Origin of the sequence: Arthrobacter sp. KBS0702 (assembly GCF_005937985.2) — a bacterium.
Taxonomy (GTDB): Bacteria; Actinomycetota; Actinomycetes; order Actinomycetales; family Micrococcaceae; genus Arthrobacter.
Map to the genome: position 1 here is coordinate 1,547,556 of NZ_CP042172.1, position 19,256 is coordinate 1,566,811.

At 68.5% G+C, this 19,256-nt stretch carries 21 protein-coding genes, 6 tRNA genes and 1 riboswitch; of the genes, 18 read left to right on the top strand and 9 right to left on the bottom strand.

Features of this window, described 5'->3' with window-relative positions:
* Positions 1–6: 6 nt before the first annotated feature.
* Positions 7–474, bottom strand: coding sequence for a SufE family protein (locus tag FFF93_RS07025; RefSeq protein ID WP_138769545.1), 468 nt, complete (start codon positions 472–474; stop codon positions 7–9).
* Between the two features lie 10 nt (positions 475–484).
* Positions 485–1,402, bottom strand: coding sequence for a sulfurtransferase (locus tag FFF93_RS07030; protein ID WP_138769544.1), 918 nt, complete (start codon positions 1,400–1,402; stop codon positions 485–487).
* Positions 1,403–1,615: 213 nt separating this feature from the next.
* Between FFF93_RS07030 and zapE the strand changes: the two genes are divergently transcribed.
* A complete protein-coding gene (zapE, locus tag FFF93_RS07035) occupies positions 1,616–2,653 on the top strand; it encodes a cell division protein ZapE (RefSeq protein WP_138769543.1) in 1,038 nt (345 codons plus the stop codon).
* Positions 2,654–2,817: 164 nt separating this feature from the next.
* Here the strand turns inward: zapE and FFF93_RS17085 are convergent, their stop codons facing one another.
* The 6 genes from FFF93_RS17085 to FFF93_RS07065 all read right to left on the bottom strand — a co-directional run bounded on the left by FFF93_RS17085 (position 2,818) and on the right by FFF93_RS07065 (position 3,827).
* A complete protein-coding gene (locus tag FFF93_RS17085) occupies positions 2,818–3,090 on the bottom strand; it encodes an antitoxin (RefSeq protein ID WP_395858425.1) in 273 nt (90 codons plus the stop codon).
* A 169-nt stretch (positions 3,091–3,259) separates the two neighbouring features.
* Positions 3,260–3,334, bottom strand: a tRNA-Val gene (locus FFF93_RS07045).
* 50 nt (positions 3,335–3,384) lie between these two features.
* Positions 3,385–3,457, bottom strand: a tRNA-Gly gene (locus FFF93_RS07050).
* 58 nt (positions 3,458–3,515) lie between these two features.
* Positions 3,516–3,590, bottom strand: a tRNA-Val gene (locus FFF93_RS07055).
* 40 nt (positions 3,591–3,630) lie between these two features.
* A tRNA-Cys gene (locus FFF93_RS07060) sits at positions 3,631–3,701 on the bottom strand.
* Positions 3,702–3,754: 53 nt separating this feature from the next.
* Positions 3,755–3,827: transfer RNA gene (locus FFF93_RS07065), tRNA-Gly, on the bottom strand.
* Between the two features lie 668 nt (positions 3,828–4,495).
* Between FFF93_RS07065 and FFF93_RS07070 the strand changes: the two genes are divergently transcribed.
* The 14 genes from FFF93_RS07070 (at position 4,496) to hisF (ending at position 15,633) form a co-directional block, all read left to right on the top strand.
* Positions 4,496–4,567 (top strand) — tRNA-Val (locus FFF93_RS07070).
* An 87-nt stretch (positions 4,568–4,654) separates the two neighbouring features.
* Entirely contained in the window at positions 4,655–5,500 is an 846-nt protein-coding gene (locus FFF93_RS07075) for a cytochrome (protein ID WP_138769541.1), read from the top strand.
* 70 nt (positions 5,501–5,570) lie between these two features.
* On the top strand, positions 5,571–6,161 hold the full coding sequence (gene def / locus FFF93_RS07080; RefSeq protein WP_138769540.1) for a peptide deformylase: 591 nt from the start codon (positions 5,571–5,573) through the stop codon (positions 6,159–6,161).
* Positions 6,158–7,078: a methionyl-tRNA formyltransferase gene (fmt, locus tag FFF93_RS07085; RefSeq protein WP_138769539.1), complete on the top strand. Its 921-nt coding sequence runs from the start codon at positions 6,158–6,160 to the stop codon at positions 7,076–7,078. The genes def and fmt overlap by 4 nt, the downstream gene beginning before the upstream one ends.
* A complete protein-coding gene (locus FFF93_RS07090) occupies positions 7,075–8,649 on the top strand; it encodes an RsmB/NOP family class I SAM-dependent RNA methyltransferase (protein ID WP_138769538.1) in 1,575 nt (524 codons plus the stop codon). Before fmt ends, FFF93_RS07090 begins: the two co-directional genes overlap by 4 nt.
* Before the next feature lie 62 nt (positions 8,650–8,711).
* Positions 8,712–9,368 carry a ribulose-phosphate 3-epimerase gene (rpe, locus tag FFF93_RS07095; protein ID WP_138769537.1) on the top strand — a complete coding sequence of 219 codons (657 nt, stop codon included), beginning with the start codon at positions 8,712–8,714 and terminating at the stop codon, positions 9,366–9,368.
* 86 nt (positions 9,369–9,454) lie between these two features.
* A riboswitch (FMN riboswitch) is annotated at positions 9,455–9,604 on the top strand.
* Between the two features lie 263 nt (positions 9,605–9,867).
* Positions 9,868–10,932, top strand: a complete 1,065-nt coding sequence (gene ribD, locus FFF93_RS07100; protein ID WP_261375410.1) for a bifunctional diaminohydroxyphosphoribosylaminopyrimidine deaminase/5-amino-6-(5-phosphoribosylamino)uracil reductase RibD — start codon at positions 9,868–9,870, stop codon at positions 10,930–10,932.
* Positions 10,932–11,570 carry a riboflavin synthase gene (locus tag FFF93_RS07105; RefSeq protein WP_138769535.1) on the top strand — a complete coding sequence of 213 codons (639 nt, stop codon included), beginning with the start codon at positions 10,932–10,934 and terminating at the stop codon, positions 11,568–11,570. The genes ribD and FFF93_RS07105 overlap by 1 nt, the downstream gene beginning before the upstream one ends.
* Positions 11,567–12,247, top strand: coding sequence for a 3,4-dihydroxy-2-butanone-4-phosphate synthase (gene ribB, locus FFF93_RS07110; protein ID WP_138769534.1), 681 nt, complete (start codon positions 11,567–11,569; stop codon positions 12,245–12,247). Before FFF93_RS07105 ends, ribB begins: the two co-directional genes overlap by 4 nt.
* A gap of 23 nt (positions 12,248–12,270) precedes the next feature.
* Complete coding sequence (ribA, locus tag FFF93_RS07115) at positions 12,271–12,966, top strand: GTP cyclohydrolase II (protein WP_138769533.1); 696 nt, start codon at positions 12,271–12,273, stop codon at positions 12,964–12,966.
* A 64-nt stretch (positions 12,967–13,030) separates the two neighbouring features.
* Positions 13,031–13,516 carry a 6,7-dimethyl-8-ribityllumazine synthase gene (gene ribH / locus FFF93_RS07120; protein ID WP_138769532.1) on the top strand — a complete coding sequence of 162 codons (486 nt, stop codon included), beginning with the start codon at positions 13,031–13,033 and terminating at the stop codon, positions 13,514–13,516.
* Between the two features lie 81 nt (positions 13,517–13,597).
* Positions 13,598–13,861: a phosphoribosyl-ATP diphosphatase gene (locus FFF93_RS07125; protein WP_123254457.1), complete on the top strand. Its 264-nt coding sequence runs from the start codon at positions 13,598–13,600 to the stop codon at positions 13,859–13,861.
* Positions 13,862–13,965: 104 nt separating this feature from the next.
* The gene (gene hisG, locus FFF93_RS07130) at positions 13,966–14,808 is read left to right on the top strand and encodes an ATP phosphoribosyltransferase (protein WP_138769531.1); all 843 of its coding nucleotides are present in this window, start codon (positions 13,966–13,968) and stop codon (positions 14,806–14,808) included.
* 48 nt (positions 14,809–14,856) lie between these two features.
* Positions 14,857–15,633, top strand: a complete 777-nt coding sequence (hisF, locus tag FFF93_RS07135) for an imidazole glycerol phosphate synthase subunit HisF (protein ID WP_138769530.1) — start codon at positions 14,857–14,859, stop codon at positions 15,631–15,633.
* A 117-nt stretch (positions 15,634–15,750) separates the two neighbouring features.
* On the opposite strand, the gene FFF93_RS07140 is transcribed toward hisF, so the two are convergent.
* Positions 15,751–16,395: a TIGR03085 family metal-binding protein gene (locus FFF93_RS07140; RefSeq protein WP_138769529.1), complete on the bottom strand. Its 645-nt coding sequence runs from the start codon at positions 16,393–16,395 to the stop codon at positions 15,751–15,753.
* 144 nt (positions 16,396–16,539) lie between these two features.
* Between FFF93_RS07140 and hisI the strand changes: the two genes are divergently transcribed.
* The 3 genes from hisI (at position 16,540) to FFF93_RS07155 (ending at position 19,212) form a co-directional block, all read left to right on the top strand.
* Positions 16,540–16,932 (top strand): phosphoribosyl-AMP cyclohydrolase, encoded by a 393-nt coding sequence (gene hisI, locus FFF93_RS07145; protein WP_138769528.1) that lies wholly within the window; start codon positions 16,540–16,542, stop codon positions 16,930–16,932.
* Between the two features lie 88 nt (positions 16,933–17,020).
* The gene (locus tag FFF93_RS07150) at positions 17,021–18,589 is read left to right on the top strand and encodes an anthranilate synthase component I (RefSeq protein ID WP_138769527.1); all 1,569 of its coding nucleotides are present in this window, start codon (positions 17,021–17,023) and stop codon (positions 18,587–18,589) included.
* Positions 18,586–19,212 carry a Trp biosynthesis-associated membrane protein gene (locus FFF93_RS07155; RefSeq protein ID WP_138769526.1) on the top strand — a complete coding sequence of 209 codons (627 nt, stop codon included), beginning with the start codon at positions 18,586–18,588 and terminating at the stop codon, positions 19,210–19,212. Before FFF93_RS07150 ends, FFF93_RS07155 begins: the two co-directional genes overlap by 4 nt.
* Positions 19,213–19,256 lie beyond the last annotated feature (44 nt).

Here is a 19,256-nt window from a genome sequence, read left to right on the forward strand (position 1 = left end):
GGCTGCTTAGCCGTGCTGCGGCAGGGCAGCGACTTTGCGCTTGATCCGGCCGAGCATTGCCGTCATGCCGCGCATCCGCAAGGGGGTGATCGCCCGGGTGAGGCCGAGGAGTTCGGGCATGTCGTCCGGGACGGCCAGGATCTCGGCGGGGCTCAGCCCGTCGAGGCCCTCGTGCAGCACCCCGGCAAATCCCCGGGTGGTCGGCGCCTCGGGCGGGGCCTTGAAGAACAGTCGCACGCGTTCGGGCACGCCGGGCTGCCCGTCGCCGGACGGTTCCGTCTCGATCGTGAGGAACAGCGGCGACTGGCATTCCACCACCTGCTCCATCAGCTCCGGGTGGTCCTGGAGCCGTGCCGGCGGATCCGGCAGCTCGCGCGAAAACTCCAGCAGCAGTTGCAGCCGCTCGGGTTCCTCAAGGGCCTGGAAATCATCAACGATGTCCGCCAGCGCGGCGGGGAGGGCAGAAGTATTCATCACTCCCAGTTTACTTGCCTGCCGGAACGGCGCCGCGCTCCGCGCCCTTGACGATCGGGACCCGGACGGCGTTGCCCCACTCGGTCCAGGAACCGTCGTAGTTGCGCACAGTCTCGAAGCCCAGCAGGTACTTGAGCGCGAACCAGGTGTGGCTGGACCGCTCGCCGATGCGGCAGTAGGCCACGACGTCGTCGCCCTCCTTGAGTCCGGCTTCGTCCAGGTACAGGGCCTCCAGCTCGGGGCGGCTGCGGTAGGTGCCGTCCTCCGCAGCGGCACGGGCCCAGGGGATGGACGCCGCGGTGGGAATGTGGCCGCCGCGCAGGGCGCCCTCCTCCGGGTAGGCCGGCATGTGCGTGCGCTGGCCGGTGTATTCCTCGGCGGAGCGGACGTCGATCAGCGGCTTGCCGAAGTGCGCCAGCACATCGTCCTTGAAGGCGCGGATCGGGGCGTCGTTGCGCTCCACCACGGGGTACTCGCCGGGCGTGACGACGGACTTGTCCGTGGTCAGGGCACGGCCCTCGGCGATCCACTTGTCGCGGCCGCCGTCGAGCAGCCGGACGTCCTCGTGGCCGAAGAGGGTGAAGACCCACAGCGCGTAGGCGGCCCACCAGTTGGACTTGTCACCGTAGATCACCACGGTGCTGTCGCGGGAGATTCCCTTTGCCGCGGCGAGGGCGGCAAAGGCTGCGCCGTCGATGTAGTCGCGGGTGACTTCGTCGTTGAGGTCCGTGTGCCAGTCGATCTTGACCGCGCCGGGAATGTGGCCGGTTTCGTAGAGCAGCACGTCCTCATCCGATTCGACGACCACGAGTTTGCCGCCGTCGAGCGCGCCGCCGTCGATCGCCGCGGCGAGCCATTCGGTGGAGACGAGGCGCTCCGGGTGGGCGTAGGCGGCGAATTTCTCGTTCTGCTCAACGGGGTAGGGCATGGAGATGGCCTTTCACTGGGCGGTCGGGAGGCCGGGCCATGGTGGTGCGCGGCGCCGGGCCTGTTACAACACTAGCCACGGCCCGGCAGGTTTGCTCCACCGGCTACATACTCGGAAATATGGCCTTGGTCACGTCCGATCCCGCGCCCGGAAGGGAAGAGGGCCTTTGCCGGTATCCTTTCTGGGGACACGAGACCAGCAGAACGGACCACCTTGGTACAGATCGAACAGCTCGCCGCCAGAACACCGGCGGTTTCCGTGGATGAACTCCTGAACGGCTTTTATCCGTCGCCGCGCTTCGGTGAGGTGTCCTTTGCCAGCTACCGGCCGGACCCGGCCCAGCCCAGCCAGGCCCACGCGGTCCAGGCCCTGCAGAAATTTGCGGCCGGCGTCGGAGCCGGGGACGGTGACGGCCTGTTCAAGCGGCTCTTCGGCAAGAAAGAGACCTCGCGGGCGGGCATTTACCTCGACGGCGGCTTCGGCGTCGGCAAGACCCACCTGCTGGCCTCGCTGTGGCATGCCGCGCCCGGCCCCAAGGCCTTCGGCACCTTCGTGGAATACACCAACCTGGTGGGGGCCCTGTCCTTCCGCAAGACCGTGGAGGCACTCAGCCACTACAAGCTGGTGTGCATCGATGAATTCGAACTCGACGATCCGGGGGACACCGTCCTGATGTCCCGGCTGATGCGCGAACTCGCCGACGCCGGCGTCAAGCTGGCGGCGACGTCCAACACCCTGCCTGGGTCTCTGGGCGACGGCCGCTTCGCCGCCGTCGACTTCGCCCGCGAGATCCAGGTCCTGGCCGACCAGTTCGACGTCGTCCGGATCGACGGTGATGACTTCCGCCACCGCGGACTGCCGAAGGCCCCCGCGCCGCTGCGCAACGACGAACTCACGCACCACATGCAGGCGGAGTTCGACGGCCAGACCGTGGCCAAGGACGAATTCAGCACCCTGATCAACCACCTGGCCGGTGTCCACCCGAGCCGCTACCGGCAGTTGATCGACGGGATCGACGGCGTGGTGTGGCGCAACGTGGAGACCATCACCGAGCAGGCCGTGGCGCTGCGCTTCGTTGTTCTGGCGGACCGGCTCTATGACAAGGACGTCCCGATCCTGGCCAGCGGCGTGCCGTTCGACCAGCTGTTCACCGAGGAAATGATGACCGGCGGGTACATGAAGAAGTACTTCCGGGCCGTCTCCCGGCTCACCGCCCTGGCCCGGGAAGGCCAGAACCACGAGCCGTCCTAGCGCTGAGTGCAATAGGAACCAACTAACTCGCGCAGTTGTCGTGTTGAGCGGTCAAAACGACAGCTACTTGCCAGCTGGTTGGGCTGGCGCCGCGTTGGTCGTTAAACGACAAAGGTGCCGGCGCCGCCTCTCGGCGGGACCGGCACCTCGCTGACGTACCTGGGTCAGAGGCCCGGCTGCCGGGTTACCCCGGGGACGGGCGGCTCTCCTGCGACGTGTGGCTCTGCGGCCGGGGCCGTTTCCGGCCGGCCGTCCGCGTTGTCCACGAAGTCGGAGGCGCCTCGCTGAGCGGCATCGACCTTGTCGGCGTACTTTCCGCCGGTCTTCGAGTCGACGAAATCACCCGCCTTTTCGATTCCGTCCTTGATGGCCTGTTCGTTGCCACCAATCAGATGCTGAGCCTTGCCCTTTAGATCGTCAATTAAACCCACGGGCACCTCCCTTCGGTCGCGGAGCCAGATCGCTCCTAGCGTTTTCGATCCTAACCGGCGGATCGGGAGGTGCCAAGGGTGTACGCCCAGAGGAGAAAGACCCTGTGCCGGAGGGCAAACGCACCGGACCGCAAACGCGGGCATGAAAAAAGCAGCCCCGTAGGAGCTGCTCTTATGGTGGGCGATACTGGGATCGAACCAGTGACCTCTTCCGTGTCAGGGAAGCGCGCTACCGCTGCGCCAATCGCCCGCAACCGGAAGGATCCGGAGTGGAGTTGTGTGAATCTGATGAAACAACAGAGCGGACGACGAGATTCGAACTCGCGACATCCACCTTGGCAAGGTGGTGCTCTACCAGCTGAGCTACGTCCGCATTTTTTAGTCCGTTCCGGCGGGGCCGGTGGTACTGGATCAAGCAAGTTTCCTTGCTTTGGTGGGCGATACTGGGATCGAACCAGTGACCTCTTCCGTGTCAGGGAAGCGCGCTACCGCTGCGCCAATCGCCCCTTTAAATCCGGCCGAAACCGGAAACCAGGGTTTTCACCGAGGTGGGTACGGGATTCGAACCCGTGTATACGGCTTTGCAGGCCGCTGCCTCGCCTCTCGGCCAACCCACCGTGTAGCTTCGGCTTCCTCAAAAAGAAAACCGCTGCCGTGACAGTGTCCTGCGAGCGGACGACGAGATTCGAACTCGCGACATCCACCTTGGCAAGGTGGTGCTCTACCAGCTGAGCTACGTCCGCAATGTTGCCTGCGATTCCCTGCCGTAATCGGCATTTCCTCGCGTTCCAACGAGTAAGAACTCTATAGGAGGTTCAGTCAATCTACAAATCGGGGCTGAATCCGCGCCGACGCACCCCCGCGCTTCCCTGCAATCTAGCGGTTTTTGCTAATTACAGATGTGTAATTCACGCCGTCCTTACGTGGCCTGGGCGGGGTGGCGGACATGGTGTCCGACGACGACGGCGGCAGGCGCGGTCAGCGAAGGGGCGGCGCCCGGGCGGGGTTGCGAATCGTTGGGGTGAGCCTGTTCCGGCGATTTGCCACAGACGGCCGCTAAGTCAACCCGGTACGCGGCCATCTCTGGCCATTTGGCACGGCACGTACCGCCGCCGGCCTACCCGTGGCTTGCCCGGACCAGCCGCTCCGTCGATTTGCCACAGACGGCGGCTAAGTCGATCCGGTGTGCGGCCATCTCTGTCCGTTTGGCACGGCACGTACCGCCGGCCTACCCGTGGCTTGCCCGGACCAGCCGCTCCGTCGAGTTGCCATAGACGGCCGCTAAGTCAACCCGGTATGCGGCCATCTCTGGCTATTGGGCGCGGCGGGAGGAGCCCTGGACGCGTAGCGCCGACGTCGAAAGCGCCGATTTCGGATTTCCGCCGGGGTGGGCTAGCATTCAATGGCACCGGGGCGATTGGCGCAGTGGTAGCGCGCTTCGTTCACACCGAAGAGGTCACTGGTTCGAACCCAGTATCGCCCACCTGGAACATGGTCCGTTCCGCTCACAGAGCGGGGCGGGCCATTTTGTTTTCCCTTCAGCGTCCGACCCCTGTGAAAGAGTCTTTCTATGACCGCCCCGCTTCTCGCCCACGCCACCGAATACGGCCGGATGTACGCACGTTCCACCACGGAACAGTTCTCCGTCCCGTCCATCACCACCGTGATCGGGCAGCAGCCCCACGGCCTGGACGGCTGGTTCGGGTACATGGGCGCGAACAGCCTGGCCGCGGATCCCACCCTGCCCGCCATCCTGGGCAGCCCGGCCAAGATCCGCCAGGCGGTCAGCCGCGCCGCCAAGGCCGCCGAGACGCACCGGGACGACGCAGCCAAGCGCGGCGACCGGGTGCACAACTACTGCGAGCAGGTGGCCCTTCGCGCCCTGGGCCGGCCGCACCAGATGAAGGAAACCCGGGAAGCCCTGGCAGCCAACGGCGAGGAGGCGTTCGCCGCCCGCTTCGACGAGTGGTGGGAGCTGTACCAGGTGGAGCCGATCGCCCCGGAGATTACGGTGTGGAACAAGACCGTGGGCTACGCCGGAACCCTTGACCTCGTCGCCAAAATCAACGGCCGCACCTGCCTCATCGACTACAAGACCAAGGGAACCAGCCGGGACGGCACGGTCAAGCCGCTCGATGCCAAGGTGGTCATGCAACTCGTGGCCGGCATGAAAGCGGAGGAAAGCCTGGTGGATCCGGTGGCAGGGGAGTGGGAGCCCTGGCAGCACGGCGACTCCCCGCTTCTCCTCGCCGTGGCCATCGGCGAGACAGAGGTGCGGCCGCAGCGGGCCAACCCGGACGTCCTTAAGCACCACTGGTGGAAGTTCTGTGCCCTGCGCCGCGTCTGGGAGATGTCCGCCGACACCGTGGCCGCCGGCCCTGCCCTGCTGCCGATCGCTCCGCCGGCGGCCCGCTGAGCCGGAAACCGGAGGCTGCCACTAAACTGGACGGAATCCTGTAGCCGCCCACCGTGAGGACCGATTGCCCATGGCCATTTTGAATATCCGCATCATCGGGGACCCTGTGCTGCGCACAGTTGCCGATCCCGTGACGGAATTCGGGCCTGAGCTGGAGAAGCTCGTTGCCGACATGACCGAAACCATGGAAGACGTGGAGGGCGCCGGCCTGGCCGCGCCGCAGGTCGGCATCAGCCAGCGGGTCTTCACCTACCGCATCCGCGGGGTGGAGGGCCACATCATCAATCCGGTGCTGGAGAACAGCGAAGACTTCCAGCCGGACGAGGTCGAAGGGTGCCTGTCCATCCCGGGCCTGGGTTTCCCGGTCCGCCGGCACCGCGCCACCCGCGTCACCGGCGTTGACGTGCACGGCAAGCCGGTGGAACTGGAGGGCGAAGGCATGCTCGCCCGCGTCTTCCAGCACGAGACGGACCACTTGGACGGGATTCTCTTCACCGACCGGCTCGAAGGCGAGGACCGCAAAGCTGCGCTGCGTGCGATCCGGAACGCCAACTACGACTCCATCACCGAGCAGACGACGTCGAAGCGGGCCAAAACGGTTGGTTCAAGCTTTGGCGGCGGCAGCTTCGGCACGGGTTCCTCCTTCGGAACCGGCCAGTGAGGGTCCTCTTCGCGGGTACCCCGGCCGTGGCCGTTCCGTCGCTGGACGCCCTCGTCGCGGCCGGGTTCGACGTCGTCGCCGTGCTGACCCGGCCGGACGCGCCGCTGGGGCGCAAGCGCGTGCTGACACCCTCGCCGGTTGCCGCCCGCGCCGCCGAACTCGGCATCGACATCATCCATGCCGCGAAGGTCGACGCGGCCGTGACCGCCCGGATCGAAGCGGCCGAGCCCGAGGTCGCCGCGATCGTCGCCTACGGCGGGCTCATTCCGCGCGCGGCACTGGACATTCCCCGGCACGGCTGGATCAACCTGCACTTTTCGCTGCTGCCAGCCTGGCGCGGGGCGGCGCCGGTGCAGCGTGCCTTGATCGCCGGCGACGACATCACCGGGGCCGTGACCTTCCGGCTCGAGGAGGGCCTGGACACCGGACCGGTCTTCGGCACCCTGACCGAGGCCGTGGGACCTGAGGACACCGCGGGGGAGCTGCTGGAACGCCTCTCGCACAGCGGCGCCGTGCTGCTGACCCAGACGCTCTCCGCCGTCGAGGCCGGCAAGGCCAGCGCCGTCCCGCAGCAGGGCGAGGTCAGCCTGGCCCCCAAACTTAGCCTTGAGGACGGCCGCCTCGACTGGCAGCAGCCGGCCCTCGCGATTGGACGCCGGTCCCGCGGCGTAACACCGGAACCCGGCGCCTGGACGACACTGGACGGGCAGCGAATGAAGCTCGAACCTGTGCTGCTCCGGCCAGGCGCGCAACCGCTGCGCCCGGGGCAGCTGGCCCTGGATGGGAAGGCGGTCCTGGTCGGGACCGGCTCGCATCCGGTCGAACTCACCCGGATCCAGCCCTCGGGCAAGAAAATGATGACCGCCGCCGATTGGGCGCGCGGACAGGCAACACTGGAAAGCGTGGTCTTCGAATGAGCGACACCGGATCCAACGGCGGCAGCGGACAGGCCCCCGGCGGCCGCGGCGGCCAGGGCCACCGGGGCCCGCGGGGCGGCGTGCGGAGGAACGCGCAGGGACGGGAACGGAACCGCGGCCCGCAGCGCGGCTTCTCCGAAAACGCCCCCTCCCAGCGCACCCGGCGCGCCGACCCGGCCCGGCTCGTGGCCTTCGAGGTGCTGCGCGCCGTGGCCGCCGAGGACGCCTACGCGAACCTGGTGCTGCCGGCCCGGATCCGCCACCACGGACTGGACAAGCGCGACGCCGGATTCGCCACCGAACTCAGCTACGGCGCCCTCCGGGGGCAGGGCACCTACGACGCGATCCTCGCCCGCTGCGTGGACCGCCCGCTGGACCAGCTGGACCCGGCCATCCTGGACGCACTGCGGATCGGCGCCCACCAGCTGCTCGCCATGCGTGTCCCGGCGCACGCCGCCCTTGACGAAACCGTGGGCCTGGCCCGCGCCGTGATCGGCGCCGGCCCGTCCGGCCTGATCAACGCCGTCCTCCGCAAGGTCTCCGCCCACACCCTCGAGGAGTGGCTCGAACTGCTCCTCAGCGACGAGCAGGACCAGACCAAGGTGGCCTCGGTCCGCTACGCCCACCCCGAGTGGATCGTCCGCGCCTTCCGGCAGTCCCTCGTGGCGCACGGACGCCCGGTTACGGAAATCAACGAGCTCCTCGAAGCGGACAACGCCGCACCCGTGGTGAACCTGGTGGCGCTGCCCGGCCTCGGCAGCCTCGACGAGGCCCTGGAAAGCGGCGCCACCCCGGGGGAACTGGTCGAAGGATCGGCCCTCTCCAGCGGCGGAGACCTCGGCCGGCTCGCCTCGGTGCGGGACGGTAGCACCAGGGTCCAGGACGTCGGCTCGCAGCTGGTGGCCCGGGCCCTGGCATCGGTGGACCTGTCCAACGACTCCGGCGCCGAGCCAGGCGCCGACGGCGGCGAGGGCGAACGCTGGCTCGACCTGTGCGCCGGCCCGGGCGGCAAGGCAGCCCTGCTGGGCGCGCTTGCACGCCAGCATGGTGCCACCCTGCTGGCCAATGAACCTGCCCCGCACCGCGCGAAGCTGGTCCGCCAGGCCCTGGCGGCGGTGCCGCACGAGGTCTGGCATGTCCGTACCGGCGACGGCCGCGAGGTCGGGTCGGAGATGGCGGAGAGCTTCGACCGGGTGCTCGTGGATGTGCCCTGCACCGGGCTGGGCGCATTGCGCCGCCGTCCGGAATCCCGCTGGCGGCGCACCCCCAAGGACCTGGTGGACCTTGGGCCGCTGCAGCGCGAACTGCTCAAATCTGCCCTCGACGCCGTCAAGCCCGGCGGCGTCGTCGCCTACGTGACCTGCTCCCCGCACCCGGCCGAGACCACCGCCGTCGTGAGCGACGCGCTGCGCAAGCGCGACGACCTCGAACTGCTCGACGCCGGCGCGGCCCTGGATGCGGTAAGCCTCACCGGACACCTCGAGGCCGGCCACGAGCTCACGGCCCAGCTGTGGCCGCACCGGCACAGGACCGACGCCATGTTCCTGGCGCTGATCCACAAGAAAGCCTGAGCTTCGGGCCATACTGGCACCAGCTCCCTGATCTTCCGACCAGCGCAACGACAAGGACATCCATGGCCCACTGCTGCATCAACCCCAGCATCCTTTCGGCGGATTTCGCGAACCTCCAGTCGGAGCTCCACAAGATCAGGACCGCGGACGCGGTGCACGTTGACGTGATGGACAACCACTTTGTGCCGAACCTCTCGCTCGGCCTGCCGGTGGTCCAGCGCATCCAGGAAGTCAGTCCGATCCCGTTGGACGCCCACCTCATGATCGAGCACGCGGACCGCTGGGCGCCGGCCTACGCCGACGCCGGCGTCGCGTCGGTGACCTTCCACGCCGAGGCATCGATTGCGCCGGTGAAGCTGGCCCGTGAACTGCGCGCCCGCGGCGCCAAGGCGGGGATTGCGCTGCGGCCCGGGAGCGGGGTGGAGCCGTTCCTCGACATGCTCGGCGAGCTGGACATGATCCTCATCATGACGGTGGAGCCCGGCTTCGGCGGCCAGGAATTCCTGGACCTCACGCTGCCAAAGATCCGCCGGGCCCGGGCGGCCATCGACGCCTCGGGCCTGGACATCAAGCTGCAGGTCGACGGCGGCATCACCGAGGAGACCATCTGGCGGGCCGCCGAGGCGGGCGCCGACGTTTTTGTGGCCGGGTCCGCCGTCTACGGCGCCGATGACCCGGCCGACGCGATCGAGCGCCTGCGGGCCGCGGGCAGCCGCTAGCCTGCCGAAACATGACGCAAACTGCATCTTCCATTGCACGGGAATAGCCGGACGGCACCCGGGGTTGTGTCAGAATAGCTACACACATACGTGCTCCGGGGTCGGTGTAAGTCCGAACCGGCGGTCATAGTCCGCGACCCGCGAGCCGGCACTTCCCTCGGGAGGCAGCCGGCGGACGGTTGAACCGGTGGAACTCCGGTACCGACAGTTAAAGTCTGGATGAGAGAAGCACGTACAGCTGTTACTGCGGCGCCCTGACGGTGCCGCGGAATTGCGCTGTCGTATACCCCCGGAGCCATCGCGGTTCTGAGGGAAGGAACGACACACAGATGAACCCCTTGCGATGGCTCTTCGCCGACTCTGCGGTCCTGATGGACGCGGCGGACGGCAGATGAGCGTTCAGCATTCGGCCGCCGGGCCGGAGTTCAAACTCAACCGGGATCAGCCCGACACACAAGTCTTCAATGCCGCCAGCTTCAGCGCTGCCGAGTCAGCCGCCATGGACAGCGCCCTGGCGGCCGCTGCGCAGGGCCCGCGCGGGGCGAACCCTCTGGTGGGCGCCGTCGTCATCGGAACAGACGGCACGCCCTTGGTCACCGGCTACCACCGCGGCGCCGGCACCGCCCACGCGGAGGGCGACGCCATCGCCCAAGCCGCGGCCGCCGGACTGGACCTCACGGGCACCACCATGGTGGTCACGCTGGAGCCGTGCAACCATTGCGGCCGCACCGGCCCTTGCGCCCAGGCCATCATCGACGCCGGCGTGGCCGACGTCGTCTACGCGATCGATGACCCGCACGATCCCGCCGCCGGGGGAGCGGCGACGCTCCGCGCCGCCGGAGTGCGGGTCCGCTCCGGCCTGGGTGCCGTCGCCGCCCTGGACCTCAACCGGCGCTGGTTCGACGCCGTCGCCGCGAAAAGGCCGTTCGTCACCCTGCACATCGCCCAGACCCTTGACGGCCGGATCGCGGCCAGCGACGGCACCAGCCAGTGGATCTCCAGTGCGGAGTCACTCGCGGACAACCATGCCCTGCGGGGCAGGATCGACGCCATCCTGGTGGGCACGCAGACCGTCTTGGTGGACAACCCGCGCCTTACGGCTCGCACCCCCGACGGCGAACTCGCCGAAAAGCAGCCGCTGCGCGCCGTGATGGGTCTCCGCGGGATTCCCGCGGACGCCGCGGTCAACGGCGGCGACGGCAAGGTGCTGCACTTGCCAACCCGGGAGCCCCGCGAGGCCCTGGACCGGCTTTTCGACGCCGGCGTCCGGCACCTCATGGTCGAGGGCGGCTCGCGGATCCTCAGCGCGTTCCTGGCCGCAGGCCTCGTCGACGAGCTGATCGTCTACCTGGCCCCCACGCTGCTGGGCTCCGGCACCCTGGCCTTGGACGACCTCGGTATCGGCACCCTTGCCGATGCCCAGCATTGGGACTGGGACGGGGCCTCGGGCGGCGCCGTCCGGATGCTGGGCCGCGACCTGCGGCTGCACCTGCGTCCCGCCACCAACTCTTCATCCGATTCCACACCGCGCAGTAACGCGGACACCGCCGCAGGAGGCAACTGATGTTTACCGGAATTATCGCCGAACAGGGGAAGGTGCTGTCCGTCGAGCGCGACGGCGACACCAGCGCCACGCTGCGCCTGCACGCCCCTGAGAGCACCGCTGGACTGGCCCACGGCGGCTCGATCGCCGTCAACGGGGTCTGCCTGACGGCCACGGACATCGACGGCACGGACTTCAGCGTCGACGTCATGGGCGAAACCCTGATCCGGAGCACCATTGGCGGGCTGGCCGCGGGAGACCCGGTCAACCTGGAACGCTGCGTCCCGGCCGGCGGCCGACTGGACGGCCATGTGGTGCAGGGGCACGTCGACGGCGTCGGCGAACTGCTGGAACGCGAAGCGCTCGGCAACTGGGACCGGCTGCGCTTCGCCGTGCCGGCCCCGCTGGCCCGCTACATCGCGGAGAAGGGCTCGATCGCCGTCGACGGCGTGTCCCTGACCGTCACCGCCGTAAGCCCCGCCTCCGAGCCCGCCCCGTGGTTCGAGGTCGGCCTGATCCCCACGACGTTGGCCGAGACCGGTCTGGGCGGCAAATCGGTGGGCAGCCGCGTCAACCTCGAGGTGGACGTCCTGGCCAAGTACACCGAGCGGCTGCTCGCCTTCGCCCCCGCCGCGCAGACCCAGGCGGCCGCAAAATGAACCGGCTGCAGGACACCCCGGGACTCACCGTCGACGCGCCGGCGCTGGACCCGATCGACGACGCCATCCGCGCCATGGCGGCCGGCCGGCCGGTGCTGGTGGTCGATAACGAGGACCGTGAAAACGAAGGCGACATCATCTTCGCGGCGCAGCACGCCACCCCCGCACTGATGGGCTGGACCATCCGGTACAGCTCCGGCGTGATCTGCGTACCGATGCCAAGCGACCAGGCCGATGCGCTGGAGCTGCCGCCGATGGTTGCCATCAACCAGGACGCCAAAGGCACCGCGTATACCGTGTCATGCGACGCCGCCGTGGGCGTGAGCACCGGAATCTCGGCCACGGACCGGGCGCTGACAGCCCGGATCCTGGCCGATCCGACGAGCCAGCCGAATTCCCTGACCCGTCCCGGGCATGTTTTCCCGCTTCGCGCCGTTAAGGGGGGTGTGCGGGAACGTCCCGGCCACACCGAGGCAGCAGTGGAGCTGTGCCGGCTGGCCGGCCTCGAACCCGTAGGCGTAATTGCAGAGCTGGTGCACGACGACGGAGAGATGATGCGGCTGGACGGACTCCGGGGCTTCGCCCTCGAACATGGCTGTCCGCTGATTTCGATTGCCGACCTGGTGGCGTACCTCGAAGCCGGGAACCCCGGCAGCCACGCAGCGGCATCCGCCTGACATCTTTGGATTGAGGAGAGACAATGACGACTTCTGAAGCGCAGCCGGCCACCCCGGGACAGCAACCGCATCCGGTCAGCGGCGGACCGATCGTCCAGCTGCCCACCGCCTACGGAGACTTCGTGGCACAGGCCTGGACCGACCTGGCCACGGGTGCCGAGCACCTCGCCGTCAGCTCCCCGCTGCCGGCCACGGACGGCCAGGCGCCCCTGGTCCGGCTGCACTCCGAATGCCTCACCGGAGACGTGTTCGGTTCCTACCGCTGCGACTGCGGCGAACAGCTGGCCTACGCCCTGGAAATGATCCACGAATTCGGCGGCACGCTGCTCTACCTGCGCGGACAGGAAGGGCGCGGCATCGGCCTGGCCAACAAGATCAAGGCCTACGCCCTGCAGGAGGCCGGGTTCGACACGGTCGAGGCCAACGAGCAGCTGGGCCTGCCCGTGGATGCACGCTGCTACAAGGCCGCCGCGCAGATCCTGGCCGAGATGGGAATGCATGAGATCCGCTTGCTGAGCAACAACCCTGACAAGCAGGACCGGCTGGCCCAGGCCGGCGTCCGGGTGGTCGAGATGGTCCCCACCGAGGTGCCGTCCCGGGAACAGAACCTCCGCTACCTGCAGACCAAGAAGGACCGGATGGACCACCGGCTGGTCCTGGACATGGAACCGGCCGCACCCGCCGCCGGACAGGGCGGTTTCGAGCACGAACAAGGCTAAGCAGCCGCCCGTCAATCCGACCAGCACCACCCCCTCCCATACACCTCCACAGCAAGGACAACGCATGAGCGGCCACGGCGCCCCACAGATCGACCTCACCACCTTCAGCCCCGAGGACACCTCCGGGCTGAAACTTGCCATCGTCGCCGCAAGCTGGCACACGCAGATCATGGACGGACTGCTCGACGGCGCGCTGCGCGCCGCCAAGGAAGCCGGCATCGGCGAACCGACCGTGCTGCGCGTCCCCGGCACCTTTGAGCTGCCCGTCGCCGCGGCCCGGCTGGCGCCGCACTTCGACGCCGTGGTGGCGCTCGGCGTCGTCGTCCGCGGTGGAACGCCGCACTTCGAGTACGTCTGCGAAGCGGCCACGCTCGGCCTGACCGAGGTCAGCGTCCGTACCGGCGTGCCGGTGGGCTTCGGCGTGCTGACCTGCGACACCGAACAGCAGGGCATCGACCGGGCCGGCCTTCCCGGCTCCACCGAGGACAAGGGGCACGAGGCCGTTACCGCCGCCCTGGCCACCGCCGTCACACTCAAGCAGTACTCCTAGCTTGTGTATTCCCTCACATCCGGGCCGTCATCCAGCGGCCCGGCAGGCGGCGTCTTGCCGTGAGCAAGTAGGCTGGAGGGCGTGAAGAATTTCGAGTCGCTGTTCGCAGAACTGAGTGAGAAGGCAGCCGCCCGCCCGGAGGGCTCCCGCACCGTCGCCGAACTGGATTCCGGAGTCCACGGCATCGGCAAGAAAGTCGTGGAGGAAGCCGCCGAGGTCTGGATGGCCGCCGAGTACGAATCCGACGAGGCCGCAGCGGAAGAAATTTCGCAGCTGCTCTATCACCTGCAGGTTCTGATGCTCGCCAAAGGACTCAGCCTGGAGGACGTCTACAAGCATCTCTAGCCACGTCGCGCCGTCCGCGGCGGACCGAGTCCGCCCGCGACCCCTGCGCACCACGTGGCCCGCTGTGCCTGCACCGATGACTTCCTAACCAGAAAGAACTTCCCATGCTGAGAGTTGCCGTCCCGAACAAGGGATCTCTGTCCGAAGCCGCTTCCGCCATGCTCGCCGAAGCGGGCTACCGCCAGCGCCGCGACAGCCGCGAACTGGTCATGGTGGACCCGGACAACGACATTGAATTCTTCTTCCTCCGCCCGCGCGACATCGCCGTCTATGTCGGCCAGGGCACCCTGGACGTCGGCATCACCGGCCGCGACCTGCTGCTCGACGCCGAGGTGGAAGCCGAAGAACTGCTGCCGCTGGGCTTCGCCGCCTCCACGTTCCGGTTCGCCGGACCCGTCGGGGACTTCAGCTCCATCGACCAGCTTGAAGGCAAGCGCCTCGCCACCAGCTACGACGGTCTGCTCCGCGGCTACCTCGCCCAGCGCGGTATCAACGCAAAGGTCGTCCGGCTCGACGGCGCGGTCGAATCCTCCGTCCGGCTCGGCGTCGCGGACGCGATTGCCGACGTCGTGGAGACCGGGACCACGCTGAAGGCCGCCGGGATGGAAATCTTCGGCGAACCGATCCTGAACTCCGAGTCGGTCCTGATCGGCCGCAAGGGCGAGCAGAACCCGGCCACCGAGGTACTGATCCGACGCCTCCAGGGTGTCCTGGTGGCCCGCCAGTACGTGCTGATGGACTACGACATCCGCAAGGAGCTGGTGGAGCAGGCCGCCGCCCTGACGCCCGGCCTGGAGTCGCCCACCGTCTCGCCGCTCCGCGACTCGGACTGGGTGGCCGTCCGGTCCATGGTGCCCAAGAAGGAAACCAACCGGATCATGGACGAGCTCTACGACCTCGGCGCCCGGGCCATCCTGGTCAGCAGCATCCACGCCTGCCGGATCTAGCGGCCCGTCCGTGAAGCCATCAACCGTGAGCAAACTCCAGGAGCAGCCATGTCCGTAGCCGTCCGCGTCATCCCGTGCCTGGACGTCGACGCCGGCCGTGTGGTCAAGGGGATCAACTTCGAAGGCCTGCGCGACGCCGGTGACCCGGTGGAGCTCGCACACCGCTACGACAACGGCGGCGCCGACGAACTGACCTTCCTCGACGTCACGGCGTCCTCGGGCAACCGCGAAACCACCTTCGACGTCGTCCGGCGCACCGCGGAGGAAGTCTTCATCCCGCTGACCGTCGGCGGCGGCGTCCGCGGCGTGGCGGAAGTAGACAAGCTGCTGCGCTATGGCGCGGACAAGGCCGCCATCAACACCGCGGCCGTGGCCCGGCCCGAGGTGATCGATGAGATCACCCGCCACTTCGGCTCCCAGGTCTTGGTGCTCTCCCTCGACGCGCGGCGCACCCGGCCCGGCTCCGAGCCGACGCCCTCCGGCTTCGAAGTCACCACCCACGGCGGACGCCAGGGGACAGGAATCGATGCCCTCGCCTGGGCCCGTGAGGCCGCCGACCGCGGCGTCGGCGAAATCCTACTCAACTCGATCGATGCCGACGGCACCAAGGACGGCTTCGACCTCGAACTCATCCGCCTGGCCCGCGCCGCGGTCAAGGTGCCGCTGATCGCCTCCGGCGGGGCCGGCCGGCCGGAGCACTTCCCGCCGGCCGTGGCCGCCGGCGCCGACGCCGTGCTGGCAGCCTCGGTCTTCCACTTCGGCCCGCTGGACATGATCGCCCAGGTCAAGGCCGCCATCCGCGAAGCAGGCTTCCAGGTCCGCTAGACGGGCTACGGCGCCGCCGGCTTAAACCAACGCGGGGCCACTTAGCGCCCATCCCGGAGGGGATTGTGGGCGTTAAGTGACCCCGCGTTGCTGTGTGTGGGGGTGCTCTGTCGGGGACTAGAGTCCGACTTCGGCGGACTGCAGCAGCGCGACGGCGTCCGGCTGGCCCTCGAAGGTCACCAGCGCGTGCCGGGTCCGGCCGTGGGCGTGCATCAGCAGTTCGCCCGGCTCGCCCACAATCGCCACGGAGACGGGGGCGCGCTTGGCTACGTGCCGGGGACCGGACGGGCTCACCAGGACGATGCCCAGGTCCACGCCCCGGTAGAGAATGGCGGCGCGCTTGACCAGTTCGTCCCAGAGCGCGTCGGAGTAGGCCTCGTCCAGGGCGCGCGGCGCCCAGCGGTCGACCGCGCGGCGGACATCCTCGGTATGGACGAAGTATTCGATCAGGTTGGAGCTCTCGTCCAGGGCCTTGATCCGCATCGGCGAGAGCGCGGGCGGTCCGGCCCGGAAGGTGTTGACCAGCTTGGCGTAGGCTTCCGGGGTCTTGATGGTGGCGGCGAGTTCGGCCGTTGCCTGGTCCGAAGCCTTGGACAACCGCTTGATCAGGAGCCCGAGCCCGACGCGGGCTTTGCGCTCCCGCAGGTACAGGTGGGCGGCAAGGTCCCGGGTCTGCCAGCCCTTGCAGAGCGTGGGGGAGTCAGGGCCGGCCGCCAGCAGGGTTTCGGCCAGGACTTCTCGGGACGGTTCGACGAAATGCATCACTTGTGAAACTAGCACGAGACGCCCTCCGGTGTGCACAGGAAGCGCCGCGGTTTTGGCCGCAACGGGCTTTTGGTGCGCATGTTAAGCGCGGGTCCGCCGGCGCAGGGCGGCGGCAGGCCCCGAGGCACTAGACTTGAGCTGATGTCTGAGCAGCCCGCCCCCGCCCCCGTCAGCGAAACACCCCTCCCTGCCGGCCTGGCCGAGTCCCTGAAACGGGACAGCGCCGGCCTGGTGGCCGCGATCGTCCAGCAGTTCGACACCAACGAGGTGCTGATGCTCGGCTGGATGGATGACGAGGCTCTGCACCGCACCATGACCAGCGGACGGGTCACCTTCTACTCCCGCTCGCGGCAGGAATACTGGCGCAAGGGCGACACCTCCGGCCACGTGCAGTGGGTGAAGTCCCTCGCGCTGGACTGCGACGGCGACGCCCTGCTGGTCCGGGTCGACCAGGTCGGCGCCGCCTGCCACACGGGGACCCGGACGTGCTTCGACGGACGCGCGCTGGACGCCGTCGTCGGCGACGCCGACTGACCCGGCGCACCCGCGGCGCAGCCCGGGCACTCGACGCCCCGGCACTTTGAAAGCAACAGAGCAAGAGAACAGGCGGAACACAACAGCCATGCAGGACCTTGGAATCATCAGCCCCGGCCTGGACGAGTTCCGGGAACTCGCCGGGCACAGCCGTGTTATCCCGGTCCGGCTGAAGGTGCTGGCTGACGCCGAAACCCCGATCGGGCTGTACCGCAAACTCGCCCAGGGCCAGCCGGGGACGTTCCTGCTGGAGTCCGCCGCGGTGGGCGGCGCCTGGTCCCGCTACTCCTTCATCGGCGCACGCTCCCGCGCCACGCTGACCACCAAGGACGGGCAGGCGCACTGGCTCGGCGAGCCGCCCGTCGGGGTCCCGCTGGACGGCAGCCCGGTCGATGCCATCCGGGACACCGTCCGGGCGCTGCACACCGAGCGCTTCGAGGGCCTTCCGCCCTTCACCTCCGGCCTGGTGGGGTTCCTCGGCTGGGAAACCGTCCGACACTGGGAAAAACTCACCAGCCCGCCCGAGGACGACCTGGAACTGCCGGAAATGGCGCTGAACCTCGTGACGGACATGGCCGTGCACGACAACATGGACGGCACGGTGCTGCTGATCGCCAACGCGATCAACTTCGACAACAGCTCCGAACGCGTCGACGAAGCCTGGCACGACGCCGTCGCCCGGGTGAAGGCGCTGCTGGCGAAGATCAGCACCCCGACGGAGCAGCCCGTCTCCGTGCTCCAGCCCGCCGCCCTCGATTTCGCCTCGAGCGTGCAGGAACGCTGGGACGAAAACGACTACCTCGCCGCCCTGGACCGCGGCAAGGAAGCGATCGTCGACGGCGAAGTCTTCCAGGTGGTGATCTCGCGCCGCTTCGAAATGGAATGCGGCGCCGATCCGCTGGACGTCTACCGCGTCCTGCGCAACACCAACCCCAGCCCCTATATGTACATCTTCAGCCTCGAGGATGCCGCCGGGCGCCAGTACTCGATCGTCGGCTCGTCCCCGGAGGCCCTCGTGACGGTTACCGGCGAGGAAGTCATCACCCACCCGATCGCCGGCTCCCGGCCGCGCGGCAAGACCATCGAGGCGGACAAGGCCCTCGCCGAGGAACTGCTCGCGGACCAGAAGGAACGCGCCGAGCACCTCATGCTGGTGGACTTGTCCCGCAACGACCTCTCCAAGGTCTGTGTGGCCGGAACCGTCGACGTCACGCAGTTCATGGAAGTGGAGCGGTTCAGCCACATCATGCACCTGGTGTCCACGGTGGTGGGCAAGCTCGCCCCGACCGCCACGGCCTACGACGTGCTCAAGGCGACCTTCCCGGCCGGAACGCTCTCCGGCGCCCCCAAGCCCCGCGCGCTGCGCCTCCTCGATGAGCTGGAACCCCACCGCCGCGGCATCTACGGCGGCGTGGTGGGTTACCTCGACTTCGCCGGCGACATGGACATGGCGATCGCCATCCGTTCCGCGCTGCTCCGCGACGGCCGCGCCTACGTTCAGGCCGGCGGCGGCATCGTGGCCGACTCCGTCAACGCCACTGAGGCGCTCGAGACCATCAACAAGGCCGCCGCGCCGATGCGGGCCGTGCATACGGCGCAGTCGCTGCGCACCATTACGGCAGAGACCGTGCCCGACGCCGGGACGGAGCAGCCATGACCGGCGCGGCAGGCACGATCAAGAGCACCAGCCCGGACGTTCCGCGCTGGGCCCGGAAGTCCACCCTGGTCCTGGTCATCGCGGCGCTGGCACTGGCCGTTTTCGGCACCACCACCCAGACCTGGCTGACGGTCCAGCTCGATCCCGGCCAGCTGGGCAAAGGCGTCAGCCAGAACGGGCTGCAGGTCCAGGGCAGCAAGGCCGCCACCACGGTCACCGCCCTCGCCCTGGTCGCCCTGGCCGGGGGACTCGCGGCGTCGATCGCCGGGCGCATCGCCCGCTGGGTCATCACGGCGATCATCCTGCTGGCCGCCGCGGGCATCGTGGCCGCTGCCGTAACCGTACTGTCCGACCCGCTGGCCGCGGCGCAGGGATCCATTGCCGCAGCCACCGGCATCAGCGGCAGCAACGTCCAGGTCGCCCTCACCGTGTTCCCGGTCCTCGCCGTCGTCGCCGGCTCCCTGCTCGGGATCAGCGCCCTCGCGATTGTTCCGGCCGGACGCTACTGGAAGAGCCGGACGAAGTACGACGCCGCCGCCACCGCCGGCGCTCCGGGCCCCGCCCAGCCGGCCGACGAGATCGACAGCTGGGACCGGCTCTCCCGCGGCGACGATCCCACCTGAGACCAGGCAGCGGGCACGCCCGGCAAGGCTCCCTGCAGCGTGCC